This window comes from Planococcus sp. ANT_H30, assembly GCF_008369335.1.
GTDB classification, from domain to species: Bacteria; Bacillota; Bacilli; order Bacillales_A; family Planococcaceae; genus Planococcus; species Planococcus kocurii.
In genome coordinates, this window is record NZ_VOBJ01000002.1 from 252,989 (window position 1) to 272,611 (window position 19,623).

The 19,623-nt window shown below is 43.9% G+C and carries 24 protein-coding genes and 1 other annotated feature; of the genes, 1 reads left to right on the plus strand and 23 read right to left on the minus strand.

Annotated elements, in window-relative coordinates; all coding sequences use genetic code 11:
• Positions 1-22: 22 nt before the first annotated feature.
• The 12 genes from FQ085_RS07170 to ruvA form a co-directional block, all read right to left on the minus strand.
• Positions 23-535 carry an adenine phosphoribosyltransferase gene (locus FQ085_RS07170; RefSeq protein ID WP_058385613.1) on the minus strand — a complete coding sequence of 171 codons (513 nt, stop codon included), beginning with the start codon at positions 533-535 and terminating at the stop codon, positions 23-25.
• Entirely contained in the window at positions 526-2,640 is a 2,115-nt protein-coding gene (recJ, locus tag FQ085_RS07175; protein ID WP_262499768.1) for a single-stranded-DNA-specific exonuclease RecJ, read from the minus strand. The genes FQ085_RS07170 and recJ overlap by 10 nt, the downstream gene beginning before the upstream one ends.
• A gap of 133 nt (positions 2,641-2,773) precedes the next feature.
• Entirely contained in the window at positions 2,774-3,097 is a 324-nt protein-coding gene (locus FQ085_RS07180; protein WP_058385615.1) for a hypothetical protein, read from the minus strand.
• 703 nt (positions 3,098-3,800) lie between these two features.
• A complete protein-coding gene (locus tag FQ085_RS07185) occupies positions 3,801-4,091 on the minus strand; it encodes a hypothetical protein (RefSeq protein ID WP_058385616.1) in 291 nt (96 codons plus the stop codon).
• An 84-nt stretch (positions 4,092-4,175) separates the two neighbouring features.
• The gene (locus FQ085_RS07190; protein ID WP_058385617.1) at positions 4,176-4,565 is read right to left on the minus strand and encodes a LapA family protein; all 390 of its coding nucleotides are present in this window, start codon (positions 4,563-4,565) and stop codon (positions 4,176-4,178) included.
• 76 nt (positions 4,566-4,641) lie between these two features.
• Positions 4,642-6,918, minus strand: a complete 2,277-nt coding sequence (gene secDF, locus FQ085_RS07195; RefSeq protein ID WP_149456283.1) for a protein translocase subunit SecDF — start codon at positions 6,916-6,918, stop codon at positions 4,642-4,644.
• Between the two features lie 282 nt (positions 6,919-7,200).
• Positions 7,201-7,509, minus strand: coding sequence for a post-transcriptional regulator (locus FQ085_RS07200; RefSeq protein WP_058385619.1), 309 nt, complete (start codon positions 7,507-7,509; stop codon positions 7,201-7,203).
• A gap of 121 nt (positions 7,510-7,630) precedes the next feature.
• On the minus strand, positions 7,631-7,906 hold the full coding sequence (gene yajC, locus FQ085_RS07205) for a preprotein translocase subunit YajC (RefSeq protein WP_058385620.1): 276 nt from the start codon (positions 7,904-7,906) through the stop codon (positions 7,631-7,633).
• A 42-nt stretch (positions 7,907-7,948) separates the two neighbouring features.
• A complete protein-coding gene (gene tgt, locus FQ085_RS07210; protein WP_058385621.1) occupies positions 7,949-9,091 on the minus strand; it encodes a tRNA guanosine(34) transglycosylase Tgt in 1,143 nt (380 codons plus the stop codon).
• Positions 9,088-10,170 carry a tRNA preQ1(34) S-adenosylmethionine ribosyltransferase-isomerase QueA gene (gene queA, locus FQ085_RS07215; RefSeq protein WP_149456284.1) on the minus strand — a complete coding sequence of 361 codons (1,083 nt, stop codon included), beginning with the start codon at positions 10,168-10,170 and terminating at the stop codon, positions 9,088-9,090. Before queA ends, tgt begins: the two co-directional genes overlap by 4 nt.
• A complete protein-coding gene (gene ruvB, locus FQ085_RS07220; protein ID WP_058385623.1) occupies positions 10,167-11,165 on the minus strand; it encodes a Holliday junction branch migration DNA helicase RuvB in 999 nt (332 codons plus the stop codon). Before ruvB ends, queA begins: the two co-directional genes overlap by 4 nt.
• A gap of 18 nt (positions 11,166-11,183) precedes the next feature.
• A complete protein-coding gene (ruvA, locus tag FQ085_RS07225) occupies positions 11,184-11,780 on the minus strand; it encodes a Holliday junction branch migration protein RuvA (RefSeq protein WP_058385624.1) in 597 nt (198 codons plus the stop codon).
• Positions 11,781-11,904: 124 nt separating this feature from the next.
• Between ruvA and FQ085_RS07230 the strand changes: the two genes are divergently transcribed.
• Positions 11,905-12,438 (plus strand): transcription repressor NadR, encoded by a 534-nt coding sequence (locus FQ085_RS07230; RefSeq protein ID WP_058385625.1) that lies wholly within the window; start codon positions 11,905-11,907, stop codon positions 12,436-12,438.
• A gap of 93 nt (positions 12,439-12,531) precedes the next feature.
• Here FQ085_RS07230 and pheA read toward each other — a convergent pair whose 3' ends face one another.
• The 11 genes from pheA to minC form a co-directional block, all read right to left on the minus strand.
• A complete protein-coding gene (pheA, locus tag FQ085_RS07235; RefSeq protein ID WP_149456285.1) occupies positions 12,532-13,395 on the minus strand; it encodes a prephenate dehydratase in 864 nt (287 codons plus the stop codon).
• Positions 13,396-13,410: 15 nt separating this feature from the next.
• Positions 13,411-13,863, minus strand: a complete 453-nt coding sequence (locus FQ085_RS07240) for an ACT domain-containing protein (protein ID WP_078080323.1) — start codon at positions 13,861-13,863, stop codon at positions 13,411-13,413.
• A gap of 16 nt (positions 13,864-13,879) precedes the next feature.
• Complete coding sequence (gene obgE, locus FQ085_RS07245; protein WP_058385628.1) at positions 13,880-15,169, minus strand: GTPase ObgE; 1,290 nt, start codon at positions 15,167-15,169, stop codon at positions 13,880-13,882.
• Position 15,170: 1 nt separating this feature from the next.
• The gene (locus FQ085_RS07250; RefSeq protein WP_149456286.1) at positions 15,171-15,686 is read right to left on the minus strand and encodes a Spo0B domain-containing protein; all 516 of its coding nucleotides are present in this window, start codon (positions 15,684-15,686) and stop codon (positions 15,171-15,173) included.
• 146 nt (positions 15,687-15,832) lie between these two features.
• Positions 15,833-16,123, minus strand: coding sequence for a 50S ribosomal protein L27 (rpmA, locus tag FQ085_RS07255; RefSeq protein ID WP_149456287.1), 291 nt, complete (start codon positions 16,121-16,123; stop codon positions 15,833-15,835).
• 13 nt (positions 16,124-16,136) lie between these two features.
• Positions 16,137-16,466 carry a ribosomal-processing cysteine protease Prp gene (locus FQ085_RS07260; RefSeq protein WP_149456288.1) on the minus strand — a complete coding sequence of 110 codons (330 nt, stop codon included), beginning with the start codon at positions 16,464-16,466 and terminating at the stop codon, positions 16,137-16,139.
• Positions 16,467-16,468: 2 nt separating this feature from the next.
• Entirely contained in the window at positions 16,469-16,777 is a 309-nt protein-coding gene (gene rplU / locus FQ085_RS07265) for a 50S ribosomal protein L21 (protein ID WP_058385632.1), read from the minus strand.
• Between the two features lie 14 nt (positions 16,778-16,791).
• Positions 16,792-16,873, minus strand: a sequence feature (ribosomal protein L21 leader region).
• 264 nt (positions 16,874-17,137) lie between these two features.
• Complete coding sequence (locus FQ085_RS18275) at positions 17,138-17,500, minus strand: hypothetical protein (protein ID WP_262499769.1); 363 nt, start codon at positions 17,498-17,500, stop codon at positions 17,138-17,140.
• 9 nt (positions 17,501-17,509) lie between these two features.
• A complete protein-coding gene (locus tag FQ085_RS18280; protein WP_262499770.1) occupies positions 17,510-18,073 on the minus strand; it encodes a nuclease-related domain-containing protein in 564 nt (187 codons plus the stop codon).
• 61 nt (positions 18,074-18,134) lie between these two features.
• Positions 18,135-18,935: a septum site-determining protein MinD gene (gene minD / locus FQ085_RS07280; protein ID WP_149456289.1), complete on the minus strand. Its 801-nt coding sequence runs from the start codon at positions 18,933-18,935 to the stop codon at positions 18,135-18,137.
• Position 18,936: 1 nt separating this feature from the next.
• The gene (gene minC, locus FQ085_RS07285) at positions 18,937-19,608 is read right to left on the minus strand and encodes a septum site-determining protein MinC (protein WP_071154347.1); all 672 of its coding nucleotides are present in this window, start codon (positions 19,606-19,608) and stop codon (positions 18,937-18,939) included.
• Positions 19,609-19,623 lie beyond the last annotated feature (15 nt).

The window sequence follows — 19,623 nt, forward strand, 5'->3', positions numbered from 1 at the left end:
AAAAAGGCGAAGAGATCCGGTATTAATATTGCATTAAAGTCGTGACATCATAGCCGCCTAAGTTTTTGCGTCCATCTAAATAAGTCAATTCAATCAAAAATGCGCAGCCAACGACAATTCCGCCAAGCTGTTCTACTAAATTAATCGTCGCACCGATTGTGCCACCTGTTGCAAGCAAATCATCCGTGATCAAGACACGTTGCCCCGGTTTGATTGCGTCTTTATGCATCGTTAACACATCTGTCCCGTATTCAAGACCGTATTCGGCTGTGATCACTTCGCGCGGCAACTTGCCTTCTTTACGAACGGGTGCAAAGCCAAGTTCAAGCGCATAAGCGACTGGGCAGCCGATGATAAATCCACGCGCTTCAGGTCCTACAATGACTTCAGCATTTACTGTTTTTGCGTATTCAACGATTTTGTCTGTTGCATACTTATAGGCAGTTCCGTTGTCCATCAATGACGTGATGTCCTTAAAACGAATTCCAGGTTTTGGCCAATCTTCAACAATGGTGATGTACTGTTTTAAATCCATATTTGTTCCTCCTTGGCAGACACTGTCGCATCGAACCACTCTTTTAAATCTTTATAAGACGCATACAAAAGCTTCTGCTCCAGAGCAATCTGCTGCTCACGACGTTTGTAAATCGGCGCTTCTGACAAATCCTGTTTGCTTGGCGATTGCGCAATCTCGGTAATGCCATTGTTAAGTGTAACAAAACCGAGTTCAAAAAACACCTGCAGCATGAAAAATAATGACTCCCGCGTCCAACCTTTGTGTTTGGCCAGTTCGTCACAATGTTTAGTAAAGTCAAAAGTCCCGCGTTTTTTAATAAACGAAAACAGCCATTTAAATTGTTCACGTGTGGGAATCTGTTCAAAATACTGAGAATCTTTCGCATGGAAATGAGCATACACCCGCTTTGGCTTCATATTTGCTAAAACAGATACCAATTGCTCTTCTGATTCCGGTAAATCCAATAACACCAAGTGGTCTTTACTTCCTGACATGGCTTTTACTTGAGCAACAGTGCAAATGGGTTGAGCCAATAGGGACTGGAATAATGCGGGTGTTTCTTCTTTAAACGCTAGGAATACTTGATTTTCTTTCGGGATCAACTTTGACCAACGCGATACTTGGCGAATGCCGCGAATATCAAATAATTGCCATTGATCTGTACGAACATCTTCCACCATCAATTGCGGTTTTTTCCGACCATTCCATTCATTGACCTGTAAATCACCGATAACATCTATTTTGACATCCGGTGTTAATTCATCACCAACCGAACCGAGACCAAAACCAACAGCGTCTATAGAAGCTGCTTGCTGTGTCAGTTCCATCTTCAAGTGATTTTGGGCAGCTCCAATTTTGCGAATGGATGCCACATGGACCCCTTCAAGATAAAATTTCGGCTTAGCAAATCCCATTCCAAAAGGAGCAAGTAAGCGCATGGACTCGATTGCCGTTATGTCGATTTCGTCAAGACGGAGCGGAATATCGATATTGACAACAGGCAATAACTCTTCTTCAGTTAAGCTAATTTCCGCTTGTTTGTTTAAGCGCTCACGCAAATCATCGACGTCACTTGCCGCAAGCGTCATACCCGCCGCCATTGGATGGCCTCCGAAATGAGGCAAAATGTCGCGGTTTTTAGCAAGTTCGTTATACAAATGAAAGCCTTCAATACTGCGAGCAGAACCTTTTGCTTTGTTGGTTTCAGGATCTACCGACAAAACAATAGACGGGCGATAAAATTTTTCTGTTAGTTTCGAGGCAACGATTCCAACAACACCCGGGTTCCAGCCTTCTTGAGCGACCACTAACACATGCGGCACACCGTCCGGATAACGCTGTTCGACTTGCTGCATCGCTTCTTCTGAAATTTTCTTCACAATCGCTTGCCGCTCTTTGTTTAACACGTCTAACCCTGAAGCCAGTGAACGTGCTTCTGCTGGGTCTTCTGTTAAGAACATGCGAACAGCTGGGTCAGCATCTTGCAAACGTCCAATGGCATTAATGCGCGGTCCAAACATAAAGCCGATTGTTTCTTCTGTAATGTCTTGCTGTTTAACGCCTGATACTTCGCACAATGCAGCAATCGCAGGACTCGGTGAATCGATAAGTGCAGCTAGTCCTTCTTTAACAAAAATTCGGTTTTCCCCGTGAAGCGGAACAAGATCGGCCACCGTACCGATCGCGGTTAGTTCAATCAAGTGGTCTGGAATTTCCTCGTACAGTGCGTGTGCTATTTTAAACGCTACACCAACTCCAGCCAGTTCACCAAACGGATAGTGGCCTTGTGGATGACGCGGGTGAACAACCGCTAGTGCATTTGGTAATTGGTCACCGATATCGTGATGATCACTAATAATAACGTCCATCCCTAAAGCGTTAGCAAAATCAACTTGTTCGATTCCTGAAATGCCATTATCTACCGTGACAATTAGTTTCGTACCCTGATCAAATGCTTGTTGAAACAGTTCACTATTCGGTCCGTACCCATGCTTAGAGCGGTTCGGTATCATAAAGGACACATCGGCCCCTAGATCTTGTAATACGGTCATCATGACGGTTGTACTGGTGACACCATATAGTGATAGGTAAGCCTTTGAGTCTATCGCCAGCTTTTCCCCCACTTCACACCGTGCGTGAGACTTTCACCTCACACGGCGTTCCATCGAAAAATTTCAAAACTTTGGTACTCTACATAACTTAACAGAATTCACTTGTTCGTTTGTCTGTCTAATCGTCCAATTGGATACTTTGAGATTATTTCTTCATCGCATTCTTTCTTAAGAAATCAGGTGTTATCACACCTGTTTTCTTAATTCGCCTTTTCATACGATGGTCTTTCATGCATGCATTCACTTCGTATGCAATGTTCCCCATATCTTCGGAAATCATTGTAGCGGTACGGAAATATTGATGAAGTCCTATTACAGTCGAGTTGTAGAGTGCTATTTTTCTTGCTTGGTCGTTAACACCGCTATCATATCGAATCCCGTTTATGATTTGCTTCAAGTTTTTCTTTGTGCGTTGAACTGCTTTGTCGCACATATGACTTTTCACAACCCATTTCTCACCTTTTGGCATTAACTTCATCTTAAACCCTAAGAATTCTGAGTAGTCCTTGTCTGTTATGCATTTATAAGTCTTTGAAATTTCCGACTAGAGCCTATTCCTCCACCAATTATTATCATGGTTTCAAAGGTACTATGGCTCCACTCTCACGAATGGTAAATCAGTTTTAATAGGTTGCCCCTTTATATACCGAACTGCTTCGTAGGTAGATTAATACCTCCACATCCTTCGCTTTCCACGTTCCAATTTCTTTATCCTTACATATATCCTTAGGTTTCTCCTATGGTCCTGTATGCTTGAACTTGCCTATAACAAGTTATGGGGTTTCATAACGCCAGATTTTTACTCGCCCACACATACGATGGCACTGCCACCTGTCACATTTCTGTGACAACTACGTCTAGACCCGTACATTCAGAGATTCGTCAGTGCTTCTGCAGCACATTCTAACCATAGATACTTTATGGACTCCCGGCATATAGGAAACACCGTCCACCTCTGGACAGCTTTCGTTTCAGGTACTCGCTATGCTTTCCCTAACTTACGGTCTCTCTCTGCCGACTTCACCGAGCTTCATACCTTTCAATTTAACCATTGAGAAGGCATGTCGGAAGATCAGAGTAGGCGTTTCAAGGCGTTACCCTATCATTCCACCTATCAAGAAATCAGTTCTCCCAGGGATTTTAATCGACTCCCTAGTGTCTAACCTTTTCAGTTAGAAACGTGTCGCACCTGCGTCGTAATCGCCATAGACAACAATTTTCTCTTGATTATCAATCGCCTGTCGAATACGCTCGACAGCTAGATCCATGTCTTTCATTAAATACGGATCGTGCATGCAAGTTGCGTCCATTTGCATAAATGTCCGAGCCGCGTCAGCTGTATTCAAGCCCCGTGTCACCAAAATTTTAGCCAGCACTGACGATAGGTTTAATTCTTTTTGGATTTCTTGAACTGTTTGTTCATCTGGCGTCGTCAAGCGCCATCTTTTTCTAGATTCAATCATTGGTATCACTTCCTCACCGATCTATTATACAGCAAAAAATCACAGACAAAAACCTTTCGGCGTCTCTACCGAAAGGTTCCTTTTTTAGATTTCATCTTTTCTTGTATCAACTACTGGTTCTTCTCGTAAATCATCGACTACTGGTTCGTTTGTAACAATTTGGGGTTCTGGTTGGATGCCGACTTTTTGGTATGCACCAATTTCGTTTTGTTGTGTAGCGATTAACGTTTCTTTTACCGCCACTTCTTTTTGAAGCGCTTTGATTTTACGTTGCAGCTGGTAATTGCGCATAATAGCTAGCACGCTGCTGAGTAAGAATCCAAGTAATGCTGATGCCAGAATTACCAAGATCAACGGCCATTCGGCTTCGCCAAATACGTAATTGACGGGTACATCCTCCACATTGACAACTGCAAACACGGCGATAATTACTGCGAAAATAAGTCCGATTAAAAGTAGCCATTGTAATTTCATTGCCATTCCCCCTTTAAATTTAAAAAAATGGAACAAGGTCATTGTCATTATACCCTGTTCCATTGCTATTTTAAACTTATACTACAGGCTCATCAGAACCCCATTTAGATTCTTGTTCTTTCTTCTCGATATCAATCGGTCCTTTTTTCTTCAACTCCCCTTTTTTCAGCACTAGCCATAGCTGCGCTGCAATAAAGATCGAAGAATAGGTACCGGCAATCAAACCGATTAATAACGCGATGGAGAAGTTTGTAATCGATGGCGCACCAAAAATTAATAGCGCGATTACGACTAATAATACCGTTAATACCGTATTTACCGATCGACCAAGCGTTTGACGAAGCGATACGTTAACGATTTTTTCCAATTGTTCTACTGAATCAATTTTTTTCATGCGTTTCATGTTTTCACGGATCCGGTCAAATGTCACAATCGTATCATTGATCGAGTAACCGATAATGGTCAATACCGCTGCGATAAAGGTAATGTCTACTTCTAGTCGGAGCATACTGAAAATAGCAACGATAAAGAATGCATCGTGAATTAATGCAACAACCGATGCCACACCCATACGCCATTCAAAACGGAAAGCTACATATATAATTATGCCAAGCGCAGCAATGGACAATGCATACAATGCATTTTTTGCCAATTCCTGACCGACTGTGGCTGACACCGTTGAAACGTTTGGTTCAGAACCAAATTCTTCAATAGCTGTCGCTTTCAAGCTATTGATTTCTTCTTGACTAAATTCTTCATTGTAACGAGCTACACCGATATTCGATTCATCACCTGAAATGACGATATCGTCTGTTTCAAAGCCCGCACCATCTAAGAAGCTTTGTACTTCTTCTTTCGTCAATGCTGCTTCTGAAGCAATTTCAACACGTGTTCCACTCGAGAAATCGATTCCTAAGTTCAAACGGAACACACCAAGAACAGCCATTCCAGCAACGATTAAAACAATCGAAGCCAAGAAGAATTTATTGCGATTGCCTGCAAAATCAAAACGGTCAAAACGAGTTGAAAGATCGGTAATTTCTAAACCTTCTTCTGGTGAGTGGATAACTGATTTTTTTAACCCAAACAATCCGGGTTTGTGGTCGAGTGCTCCGCTGTTGACCCATAGACCAAGCAATAGACGTGATCCCCAAACAGCTGTTAAAAAGCTGACCAAAATAGAGATAATCAATAGCGTCGCAAACCCTTTGACGGAACTTGTTCCGAAATAGAACAAAACAATCGCTGCCAATAAGGTCGTCACGTTGGCATCAATAATTGCCGAGAATGACGAACGTGCCCCGACTTTGAAAGCTTCTTTTACTGACTTGCCGACACGCATTTCTTCACGAATTCGCTCATACGTGATGATGTTGGCATCTACTGCCATCCCGACACCGAGCATGATTGCCGCGATACCTGGTAATGTCAGAACGCCGCCAATCCATTCAAATACCAACAGAATTAAGTACACATACGCTGACAACGTAACCACTGCGACCATTCCTGGTAAGCGGTAATAAATAAGCATAAATAGTAACACTAATGCTATACCGACAGCAGCTGCAACCATCGTCTGATCAAGTGCTTGTTCACCAAACTGAGCACCAACAGAAGTCGAGTAGATTTCTGTCAAACTTACCGGCAAAGCACCTGCATTCAAGATCCCTGATAGATTTTGTGTTTCTTCTACAGTAAACGATCCTGAAATTTCAACAGATGGTGATGAAATACGCTGACTAACACTCGGTGCTGAAACAAATTTCGGATCTGCTTTTAAGCGTTCTTCTGCGAACGAATCGACACCTTCTTCAAAATCAAGCCAGATGACCAAGACATTGTCAGGTGCTGGCATTTGCGAAATACTTTCTGTCACTTCGGCAAATTTTCCTGGGTCATTTAATTCCAATGTGACAATAGGATTGCCATTCGAATCAAAAGTTCCCGTTGCGCCACCTTGCTTCAAGTCATTTCCAGCAAGCAGCAAATTATCTTCCGCATCACGGAACGTTAAATTTGCTTCAGTCGACAGCAATTCACGCGCTGACGATTGATCTTCGACTCCCGCTAATTGAACACGAATGCGGTTGTCTCCTTCAATCTGAATAACGGGCTCACTGACACCGAGTACGTTGATTCGGTTCATCAATGCATCGGTTGTGTCCGTCAACACACTTTCTGTAATTTCTTGGCCGTCTTCAAGTGCTGTCACTTCGTAAAGCACTTCAAAACCACCTTGTAAATCCAACCCTAATTTAATGTCTTTTGCGATGGGTAAACTCGTAGTGCCAATAATTCCTATCAGTGCAATGACTAGTAAGAAAAAGGCAATAATACGACCTCTTGCTTTCATATGTAAATTTCCTCCTCAGGTGTGTAAAACACAGCACTATCATTATGAAACAGCTGCCGAATACTGTCAAATTGCACTTCATGAATTGAAGTTTGTTTCTCTAGTTAGACTGGGTTGATGAAATCACTCAAGCTAGTACTTTGCGGCTAAGCTTGCGCATCGATGCAGGAGCATCCCTTTGCCATTTGCCGCCTTAGGTTCTTGTAAATGTATTTGTACATTTTCAAGCGTCGGCACTTAAAACGATAGACGCAGCAAGAAAATATACATGCTAAAACTGGTTTATTTTTTCGGAGACGGTCTTAAAAGGTGTTCGATATTTTCAAGTGTGCTGACGTCATTCCAACGCGCTTTTTTTAGCGCTTCTACTTGGTGGTAAGCTAAAAAATCCGAAGCAGTCATATCCATAATGTCATTAATCATTTCGTAAAGGTGCATCGTCTCTATATCTTTTTTTCGCCATTTTTTCTTAACACAAAATTCCCATAAATCGGCTTCTGTAAATGTATCGTATTGAAAGTGGTGGAATTCACTGCATTTGCTTTCGAGTGCCGGCAAAACGAATTCAAATTGATGGGGATAACTCGTCATGCGTATACTCCTTTCCGATGTACTGTACCCATTGTACCTTGTAACTGGAAAATTTAGAATAAGGACAGAATGTTTAATTAAAAAAATCGCCTTCAAAATCGAAGGCGAGCTTTTATTTGGTTTAGATTGTTGCTTTTGCTGAATCCACTACACGTGCGATTGCTTGACGCTCAAACTGCAAGCGCGTGCCATCCGCTACGGTGATGAAGATTGTCGCATCATCAACTGCATCCACAAGGCCGTGTAAGCCGCCGATTGTGACAATGCGGTCGCCACGTCTTAGTTCTGTCTGCATGTTCTTTGTTGCTTTTTGGCGTTTTTGGGCAGGACGGATGATGAAAAACCACATTAGCAAGAACATTAATAGTAAAGGTGATAACGCAATTAACGTTTCCATTATTCAATTTCCCCCTTTCACTTTCTCTATTCTCGTACAAACTCAGAAATTTTTAGCATTGGGTTTGTTGAAACCGTACGCTTCGAAAAATTCTTCGCGGAAATCTCCCAGGCGGTCTTCACGAATTGCTTGACGCACCTGTCCCATTAAGTTTAACAGAAATTGCAGATTATGATAACTAGTAAGCCTAATTCCGAATGTTTCGTCTGCGCGAATCAAGTGATGAACATAGGCACGCGAATAATTTGTGCATGTGTAACAATCGCATTTGTCATCAATTGGACCAAAATCACGCTTAAACGCCGCGTTTTTAATGTTCAAACGACCGGTGCTTGTCATCAATGTACCGTTTCGAGCAATCCGTGTCGGTAAGACACAATCAAACATATCAATGCCGCGAATGGCACCGTCGATAAGTGAATCGGGTGAACCAACCCCCATTAAATAACGCGGCTTATCAGCTGGCATTAGCGGTGTTGTATATTCTAACGCACGGTTCATGACGTCTTTTGGTTCACCAACTGACAATCCGCCAATTGCGTAACCCGGGAAATCCAGTGACACAAGGTCTTGTGCACTTTGCTTACGCAAGTCTTCAAATTCGCCGCCTTGGATAATGCCAAATAACGCTTGGTCTTGTGGACGCTGATGCGCTTCAAGGCAACGTTCTGCCCAGCGCGACGTACGCTCTACACTGGATTTCATGTATTCGTGTGTTGCTGGGAAGGGCGGACATTCGTCAAAGGCCATCATGATGTCAGATCCCAAATCGTTTTGAATATGCATAGCCTTTTCAGGACTTAAAAATAATTTATCGCCGTTCATGTGGTTACGGAAATGAACGCCTTCTTCTTTAATGTTGCGGAATTCACTTAGTGAAAATACTTGAAAACCACCAGAATCCGTCAAAATCGGGCGATCCCAGTTCATGAATTTATGCAATCCACCCGCTTCTTTAATGACGTCATTCCCGGGACGCAACCATAAATGATACGTATTGCTTAAAATAATCCCAGCGTTCATGGCTTTTAATTCTTCTGGTGACATGGTTTTAACGGTCGCTTGCGTTCCGACTGGCATAAATGCCGGTGTTTCGAAAGAACCGTGCGGTGTATGGACGATTCCAAGTCGTGCACCTGTTTGTTTACAGGTTTTGATGTGTTCGTACGTAACTGCTGCTGTCATGGGTGAGTCTCCTTTTTCTGTGGTTCAATAAACATCGCATCACCAAAGCTGAAAAAGCGGTAACGTTCATCTACTGCTTGGTTGTAGGCGTTTAAGATATAATCGCGGCTCGACAATGCGCTAACGAGCATGACCAATGTCGATTTCGGCAAATGGAAATTGGTAATTAAGCCGTCTACCGCTTTGAATTCATAACCCGGAAAAATAAAAATATCTGTCCAGCCACTATCTTCTTGTAATTTGCCGTCAAATTTTTGAGCGACCGATTCAAGCGTCCGTGTCGACGTGGTGCCAACCGACACAATTCGTCCACCATTCTGTTTGGTTTTATTGATCATATCGGCTGTTTCTTTTGGTATTCGGTAAAATTCCGAATGCATTTCGTGGTCTTCGATCGAATCGACCGACACCGGACGGAAAGTTCCGAGTCCCACATGAAGTGTGATAAATGCGATGTTCACGCCTTTATCACGAATTTGTTCCAACAACTCGTCGGTAAAATGAAGTCCAGCAGTTGGAGCTGCAGCACTTCCTCGCTCTTTTGCAAAAACAGTTTGATAACGGTCTTGGTCTTCTAATTTTTCGCGGATATAAGGCGGCAACGGCATTTCGCCGAGCTGATCCAAAATTTCGTAAAAAATTCCGTCGTAAATCATTTTAAAATGACGGCCCCCGTGATCTAATATGCCGGTACATTCAGCACGCAACAAGCCATCGCCAAAAGAAACAACCGTTCCGACTTTCACTTTTTTCGCAGGCTTCGTCAGCGTTTCCCACACATCGTCCTCCACTTGCTTTAATAGCAATAATTCGATGTTGGCACCTGTGTCTTCTTTGACGCCCATTAACCGTGCAGGTAACACGCGCGTATCGTTTAATACGAGTGTATCGCCTTTATGCAAATAGTCGATAATGTCACGGAAATGGCGGTGCGACGTCTGTCCTGTTTCTTTATTCATCACCAATAGACGACTTGACGTCCGGTCAAGTAACGGTGTTTGTGCAATCAATTCTTCAGGCAAGTCAAAATCATAATCTTGTATGTTTAATGTTGTGTTTGGTGTAATTAGTTTTGTCATTCAGGCATCTCCATTTTAAAGTGTTCATAGGCAAGTTGGGTGACAGTGCGTCCTCTTGGTGTCCGTTGAATAAAACCAATCTGCAGCAAATACGGTTCGTAGACGTCTTCAATGGTCGTCGACTCTTCTCCAATACTTGCAGCGATGGTATCCAGTCCAACCGGACCGCCGCGAAAGCGTTCAATCATGCCTGTTAATAATTTGTGATCAATGTGATCGAGTCCGAGTGGGTCCACTTGCAGCATTTCAAGTGCTTGTTCCGCCATGTCCATCGTAATCGAACCCGTTCCGCGAACTTGTGCATAATCACGCACACGCTTAAGTAAGCGGTTGGCAATACGCGGTGTCCCACGAGATCGACGCGCAATCTCAACAGCCGCATTCGGATCGATATCGGCTTCAAACAGTTTCGAACTACGGACAACAATTTCAGTCAATGCTTCTGTGTCGTAATACTCAAGACGAGACAATACTCCGAAACGGTCACGAAGTGGAGCTGATAAAGCACCAGCACGTGTCGTCGCACCGATTAACGTAAAGGGTGGTAAATCTAAACGCACCGATCTCGCAGTAGGTCCTTTACCAACGACAATATCGATACAAAAGTCTTCCATCGCCGGGTACAACACTTCTTCAATTGCTCGGTTTAACCGGTGGATTTCGTCAATAAACAAGACGTCTCCGGGCTCGAGTGACGACACAATCGCTGCTAAATCGCCGGGGCGTTCGATTGCGGGCCCACTCGTCATTTTCACATTTACTTCCATTTCATTGGCGATAACAGCAGCCAATGTCGTTTTGCCAAGTCCAGGAGGCCCGTATAACAAGACATGGTCCAAACTTTCTTGACGCATTTTCGCAGCTTCAATGAAAATCTGCAAATTGTGTTTTACTTTATGCTGCCCAATATACTGAGACAAGTATTGGGGACGCAGCGATTGCTCGAAGCGGTCATCAAACTCTGTTACTTCACTGTCTATAATGCGGTCTTCCATGCCGTCCGCCTCCTTTCATCAGTTTTGTTTAAGCAATAGCTGCAGTGCTTTTTTCATAAAGCCTTCGGTATCTAAATCCAACTCGCGCAATTGTGGTTTCACTTTATTGATTTCACGTTCTGAATACCCGAGAGCTCCAAGTGCTAGCATCGCTTCTTCAAGCTCAACCAGGTCGTTTGATAAGAGCGTGGTAGTTTCTTCTGAATCGAATGGATCACCGAAAAACTCAGTCAACTTGCCTTTCAAATCCAAAATCATTTGACGAGCTGTTTTTTTGCCGACTCCAGGGAATTTTACTAAATACGATTCATCTTCGCGTTCGATCGCTTCGATGACGTGTTGCGGTTGTCCACTGGCCAAAATAGCGAGCGCACCTTTTGGACCAATACCCGATACCGAAATTAGCTTACGAAACAATTCACGTTGCTCAAATGTCGGAAAGCCAAATAACAACTGCGCGTCTTCACGCACGTGGTGATGCAAGAACACTTGCAAATCTTCTGTGCCAAACGAATACGGATTGGGTGCGAAAATCTGCCAGCCGATTCCTTGCTGTTCTATCACTAAATATTCAGGCGTTACGCGTGTAACTTTGCCTTTTATGTAATCGTACATGGACAGTCTCTCCTCCAATTCAACTCACTAATTATAGCATATTCGCACACTTAAACGAAATAAACCCACTGTTGTTCAGCACATGTTAAGATGTTCTTAACAAGTTGATAAGCGAGGGATCTTTATGAAAAAACTATTCGGGGAACAACGGCGCCAGTTTCTGTTGGAAAAAATAAAATCGTCAAACGAACCCATGACGGGCAGTGATTTGGCTGCATTGGCAAACGTGTCACGACAAGTGATCGTTGGTGACATGACCTTGCTCAAAGCAAAAGGCGAGCCAATTATCGCCACTAGCCAAGGCTATTTGTTCCTAGCGGAGCGCGTGACTGAACTAGCTACCCGGCGCATCGCTTGCCGCCACCAAGGTGAAGACACCGAACGCGAGTTAAAACTTTTGGTCCGAGCAGGCGTTACCGTAAAAGATGTGTCGATTGAGCATCCGGTATACGGTGAACTAACCGCTGGTATTCACGTAGCAACAGTCGAACAAGTCGAGGCCTTTATGCAACGCGTCCATGACACCGGTGCTAGTTATTTGCTGGAGCTAACAGACGGCACACATCTTCATACTATTACAGCAGCAAATCACGTGACACTTGAAAAAGCCATCAGTGATATGCGAGACAATGGATTTTTGCTAGAGGAAAGCGAATAAAATTTAGTGACAACCCGTCCACCTGAACATAGGTAGACGGGTTTTGCCATAAAAAAGCCCTGCAGCATTTTCCGCTACAGGGCTTGTCGTTGATCATTTGTACGTGTAGTACGATCCGAGTGTTTTAACGGTGCACCCAAGAGCGGCAAGCTCTTCAAAAGCCCCACGCATCATCGCATCTTTTTCTTCTGCTAAGACGTCCGCAATAAAGAAATAATCACCTAGCCCCGTTTTCAATGGACGTGACTCGATTTTACTCAAGTTTAGGCGGCGCCATGCAAAAACAGACAAAATTTGGTGCAAGACACCCGAACGGTCATCATCTGGTGGCGTAATCATTAACGTTGTTTTGATTTGATCGTCATGCGCCGGGTCTGTCAGTTTGTGATCAGACTTTGACAACACGAAAAAGCGGGTATGGTTAAAATGGAAATCGTGAATATCCCGTTGCAAAATATCCAACCCGTATTTATGCGCAGAGAATTCATTGCCAATCGCTGCGATGTTGCGTTCCGGTAATTCCGAAACCATTTTAGCTGCAGCCGCTGTTGAACTGTATTGTTCTAACGGCGTATTTTTGTATGTATAAAAAAGGAATTTGTGGCATTGCGCCAAAGCGTGTGGATGCGAATAAATCGCTTCAAACGATTCCGCGTTGCGGTTTTCAGGGTGCACCAACAAATGTTGTTCGATTGAAGATAATACTTCAGCCGTCACATACAATTGCGCTTCGTGGAATAAATAATCCACAGTCAGTGGAACCGATCCTTCTAACGCATTTTCCAGCGGCACGACAGCGTAATCTACGCTGCCTTCTGCCACTGCTTCTATGCATTCAGGAATGGTTGTAAAAGGTACCAGTGTCTCTCCGGGGAAAACTTTTGTTGCCGCAAGGTGTGTAAATGACGCTTCCGGCCCTAAATATGAAATTCGTTTACTTACAGCGTGTCCAGTCATTTAAACATTCCTCCATTAAGATGCTCCACTTGATACCACATCAGCCGACTCGACAAAATCGAGTTTTTTTAGCTGGTGCAAAAATACGTCCAAATCCCCATCCATTGCTGTTACGTCCAGAGACAAAGTGACGTTTGCCCGTCCTTGAATTGGAATCGTTTGGTGGATGGTCAAAATATTACAGCCATTTTCAGCAACTGCCTGCAAAAGTGTCGCGAGGGTTCCTGAGCGGTCTTCTAATTGTAAGAAAACCGTCAAGATCCGTTCTTTGACAATCGAATGGAACGGAAAAACAGCGTCCCGATATTTATAAAACGCAGAGCGTGAAAGACCTGTTTTGTTGACTGCGTCCATAATGGACATGCGATCGTTTTGCAGCATTTTTTTCACTTCGAGCGTTTTTTGCATCGCTTCTGTCAAAACATCTTCACGCACTAAATAATACCGTTGCTCCGAAATGTCCTTCATTCAAGCTACCTCCGCATCAATCCATAAATTCAAATTCGAATTCAAGCAAGCGAACCGTGTCGCCATTTTCTGCTCCACGTTCACGAAGAGCGTCATCAATTCCCATACCGCGCATTTGGCGAGAAAAACGGCGAATTGAATCTTCACGAGAAAAGTCCGTCATCTTGAACATCCGTTCAATGGCATAGCCAGTCAAGATGAACGCACCATCAGGACCACGCGTGATGTCAAAGCCATCTGCATCCGTTTCGTGTTTGTAAAGAACAGTGCTTTCTGAATCGGCTTCTTCTTCGTCGATCAATGGGAACTCCGGCGTTACTTCAATAACGTCAGCAATAGCGAACAATAAGTTATTCAACCCTTTGCGTGACAATGCAGAGATTGGGAAAATGCGTGCATCTTCCGGTAATTTCTCACGGAATTTCGCTAAGTTCTCTTCAGAATCGGGCATATCCATTTTGTTGGCAACAATCAATTGCGGACGTTCCGTCAAGCGCATGTTGTATTGTTTTAATTCTTCGTTAATCGTTACATAATCGTCGTAAGCGTCGCGACCTTCAAGACCGGACATGTCAATCACGTGAATAATCACACGCGTACGTTCGATATGACGCAAGAATTGATGACCAAGACCAACTCCTTGGTGAGCGCCTTCGATTAATCCAGGAAGATCGGCCATAACAAAGCTGCGTTGATCTTCTGTTTCAACCATGCCCAAGTTTGGAACAATTGTTGTAAAATGGTATTCAGCAATTTTCGGCTTTGCTGCCGAAACGACTGACAAAAGAGTCGATTTCCCGACACTCGGGAATCCAACTAGTCCAGCATCTGCCAATACTTTCAATTCCAAAATAACGTTACGCTCATAACCCGGTTCGCCTTTTTCAGACAATTCTGGTGCAGGGTTTGCAGGCGTCGCAAAACGTGAGTTCCCACGTCCGCCGCGTCCGCCTTTAGCGATAACAGCCGTTTGGCCATGTTCGACTAAATCCGCAATGGTTTCACCCGAATCGACGTCTTTTACTACTGTGCCTGGTGGAACTTTAATAAACGTGTCTTCTGCTTTAGCACCGTGCTGGTTTTTGCTCATGCCGTGTGTTCCACGTTCCGCTTTAAAAATCCGTTTGTAACGGAAATCCATTAGCGTACGAAGTCCCTCTTCAACGATAAAAACGATATTTCCGCCTTTACCACCATCTCCGCCGGCAGGTCCGCCATTTGGTACATATTTTTCGCGACGGAATGCAACCATGCCATCTCCGCCGTCGCCACCTCTAACATAAACTTTTACGTGATCGACAAACATATTATCCCTCCATCTGTGCGCGAACAACAATCATAACGCTGTCTTCGCTGCACTCTTTTGTTACTGTGAATCCAGCTGATTCCACTAGTTCTAAATCTAGCCAACTCCCTGGACCTGTAATGCTTATTTCAAAAAACGAGCTACTGGATGTCAATAAAATTTCGCTACTGTACACCTCATATGGAGTCAGGTGTAGTTTTGCTGATTGAACGAAATCTTCCAGAAAACGCCGCAATTCGGCGTCTTTTTGTGCAGGTGCCTGAACCGCCAAACACATTACCTGAAAATCAAATTCCAGAAAGCGCCAATTTGCCGTCAACAGCCATTCTTCTGTCAGCGGCAGACCGATGTCGGCCAGCCGACTGGCATGCATAGACGCTTCGGCATGCGAACGAATTTTCGCTTGCGCCTCTTGTAGACGGCCAAGATCCAAATTCATTTTGATTAATTGAAGGTCGTTTAAAAAATCATGGCGCGCATGCCGAAGCGATTGTGCCACTGTCATTGGTTTTCCCATACGTCACGTCCCGATTCAGCTTCTTATTTCAGTATACCAACAATTCGCAGCAAACTCCTAAAATAATGTGTTCTGCTCGTCTCGCAGACGGTGCCTATTATTTTCAAAAGAAAAAGGACTGCGAAAGCAGCCCTTTTCGTTTTGTATTAAGCTTCTTGTGCAACTGGATATACGCTAACTTTTTTCTTATCGCGTCCGTAACGTTCAAAACGTACGATTCCGTCGATTTTAGCAAAAAGTGTATCGTCTCCGCCGCGTCCAACGTTCTCGCCCGGATAAATTCTAGTACCGCGTTGACGGTATAAAATTGAACCACCAGTAACTTCTTGGCCGTCTGCACGTTTTGCGCCAAGGCGTTTAGATTCAGAGTCACGTCCGTTTCTCGTTGAACCTACACCTTTTTTGGATGCAAAAAACTGAAGATCTAATCTTAACATTCTGTCCCACCTCCTAAGCTGTGAAGGTTATTTTAATATATTCTTCATAGTCTTGTTCAATCGTTTTTAACGAAACAATCATTGCGCGTACCAGCAGTTGAACCTGCTCGTCCGTCTTGTCATTCAGGTTGTTCGGAAAACTGACTTTTAAAAAGCCGTTGTTTGCCTGCTGAATTTCTGGTTCGATTCCCGTCAGCTCCATGATGGCGTTCACCGCTCCAAAAGAGACAGCAGACGCTCCAGCACATACGAGGTCTTGCCCATGTTCAGCATAATCCGCATGACCTGACATTTCAAAAGACGAAATGCGTTTTAACGTTTCCTTTACAGTTACAAGTATCATTCTTACAGGTTAATCGCATCGATAGTCAATTTCGTGTATGGCTGACGATGACCTTTTTTTCTATGGTAGTTCTTTTTCGCTTTATAAGTGAAAACTGTGATCTTTTTAGCGCGGCCGTTTTTAACAACTTTAGCCGTAACAGTAGCTCCTTCAACAAAAGGAACACCCACTTTAGTATCATCTCCACCTACAAATAGAACTTTATCAAAAGTGATCACGTCACCAGCTTCTCCAGTTAATTTCTCAACGTAGATTTCTTGGCCCGCTTCAACTTTGATTTGTTTTCCACCAGTTTCAATAATTGCGTACATATCCTTGCACCTCCTCTAAGATTAAGACTCGCCTATTCAGGTGACTTGCCGAAGCAACTTCTTAATGTAACCTGATTCGAGCGGTTGCAGCACGGTGCGCTACAAACATAACATTAGAATAATACCATGCGGCAACTAGTCGAGTCAATAGACAATGTTAGTTTTCATGAAATTGCTTGTGCGGCTCGGAGTTTTTATTTGTGTGAGGTGCGGTTATCTCGGCGCGAGGTGCGCTCTTTCGCGTTTGAGGTGCGGTTACCCCGGCGCGAGGTGCGGTCTTTCGCGTTTGAGGTGCGGTCATCCCGGCGCGAGGTGCGCTCTTTCGCGTTTGAGGTGCGGTCATCCCGGCGCGAGGTGCGGTCACTTATAAACGCGACCAAAATAAGCTCTTAGTAAATCACGATTTTCAATAATCTGTCGCTTGCCTCGTACATTACTCTTGGGTGCTGATTTTTCGAGTAGCCGGTACAACACGTATTTGTCTTTGACACCAAGCAGCTGGTACGCAACCCGCGTGTCGAGTTTATTGCCAAACAGCACTGCGTATTCTTGCAGCGTGACTTCGTGTGCATCGCGCGAAGTAAACTCACATCCGTCGCAATGCCATTTACGTTCTTGCCAGACGAGTGGACAGTTGCGGCATGTTGGACAAGTCACACCAAGACGCAGTGAATCGAGCGTGATTTTCTGGCGCTCGAGCCAGTGGCGATTGGTATTGCGCATGGGCAATCCCTACAGCTTTGCTGTTATTGTCGCGACATTAAAAAGTTTCGCTCCGTGCGCTAGTTGCTCTAAATGAAACGGCAAATAATCGAGCGATACGACCGGATACTGTTTTGGCGCCTCCACTACTTTTCCTGAGCGACTCGCCAAAACGATGACGCCGTGTACGGGAACGCCGAGAAATCCAGAAGCTGCCTTTACCGCCCGGTGCAATTGTGCTTCTGGATTACGCATTCCTTCTCTGCGTCCATCAATCATTCGGTGAAACTGAAAATTCACTGAGTCAAAATAAAATTCGCCGATCATGTTCTTTACTTCCAGCACACAAATAAAATCCGCGTGTACGAGCAATAAGTCAATTTGCGCATTTCCTTCTTTATATGGCATATGCACATCACTCAGAAAAATTGCTCCTGGTAAATCCAACTCTCTTTTCAATAAACTTGCCGTACGCTGTTCACCACTTGCACCTGCTAAAGAATTTTTCAGTTCAGACAACACGACTTGCTTTGATTCATGCGCTACACACAAACGTTCCGCCGCGACCATTTGCATCAGTAAAAATTCGTTCATTCGACACCTCCCAAAAGTTTTAAAAAAAGCCTTCGCTCCAATAGCGAAGGCTCAGAATATGTTATTTTGTGAAAACGGCTTTGATTTTTGTAAACAAGCTTGGTGGCGCTTTTTCCATGCTCATTAATGGCACTGATTCTCCGAGTAAGCGGCGCGCAATGTTGCGGTAGCCAAGTGCTGCGGTGTTTGACGGATCCATTACGATCGGTTCGCCTTTGTTTGAGCTCGAAATAACGCGCTCGTCATCTGCGATAATCCCCAAAAGGTCAATCGATAAATGCGTTGTAATTTCATTGACATCTAACGCTTCTCCCGCTTTCATCAAATGTGGACGAATTCGGTTGATAATTAGACGCGGCGCATCAATGTTTTCTTCAAGTTCCAACAAGCCGATGATGCGATCTGCGTCACGAACAGCTGAAATTTCAGGTGTGGTCACGACAATTGCATGATCAGCTCCAGCGACCGCATTTTTATAGCCTTGCTCAATTCCAGCTGGGCAATCAATAATGACGAAATCATAATCGCTTTTCAATTCAGTTACTAATTCTTTCATTTGTTCGGGATTGACGTCATTTTTGTCAGCCGTTTGTGCAGCTGGCAATAAATACAGCATGTCTTCAAACCGTTTGTCTTTAACAAGCGCTTGATGCACTTTGCAGCGACCTTCGAGTACATCAATCAAATCATAAATGATGCGATTTTCAAGTCCTAAAATTACATCAAGGTTACGCAATCCAATATCGGTATCAATCAAACAAACTTTCTTTCCTTGAAGAGCCAATGCAGTGCCGAGGTTGGCGGTTGTCGTCGTTTTACCGACGCCTCCCTTGCCTGATGTTATTACGATAGCTTCTCCCACACTAGCTTCCTCCTTTAAACGTTGAAATTTGCGGACGAATAAACCGCAATTCCTGCAAACGGTCAATGATGATTGTGCCATTTGTATGTAAATAAGCGCATTCCATTTCCGGTTGTTCCGAAAGACTAGACAATTCGTCTGTCATCGTTTCCAATTCGTCGTGAATTTTCAATTGCGTTGCTTCTAACCACGATGCCGCAATAACTGCGTCACGATTGCCCTTTGTTCCTGCATGCGCCGCGCCTTTTAGTCGGCCCAGTACATAGACACTGCCGCCTGCTTCTACCCGACCATTGGGGTTAACATCTCCAATAACGACCAAATCGCCTTCAGCTTTAATCACTTGACCCGACCGAACAATGCCGACATAGGTTTCCGACTGACTTTCAAGAATTTTTTGTTCACTTTCTTGAACTGTCAAGATATCACTTGTCGTTGCGATTACCTTTAAATGAGGATTTGTTGACACCACTTTGCTTAGTTCTTGAATCTGGCTGTCTGTGCAATAGCGTTTGTTCAAATGCACCGTGACTTCGGTATCGCTGTCAAGCGCAGGATCCGATACTTTCGCTGCTACTTCAACCAATAAATCCGCATACGCACATTGATCGTCAAGATACAGCACAAGTCCTTTATTTTTCCCTTTAATCGTAACGAGATTTTTCAAAAAAATGTCACCTGCGCTTTC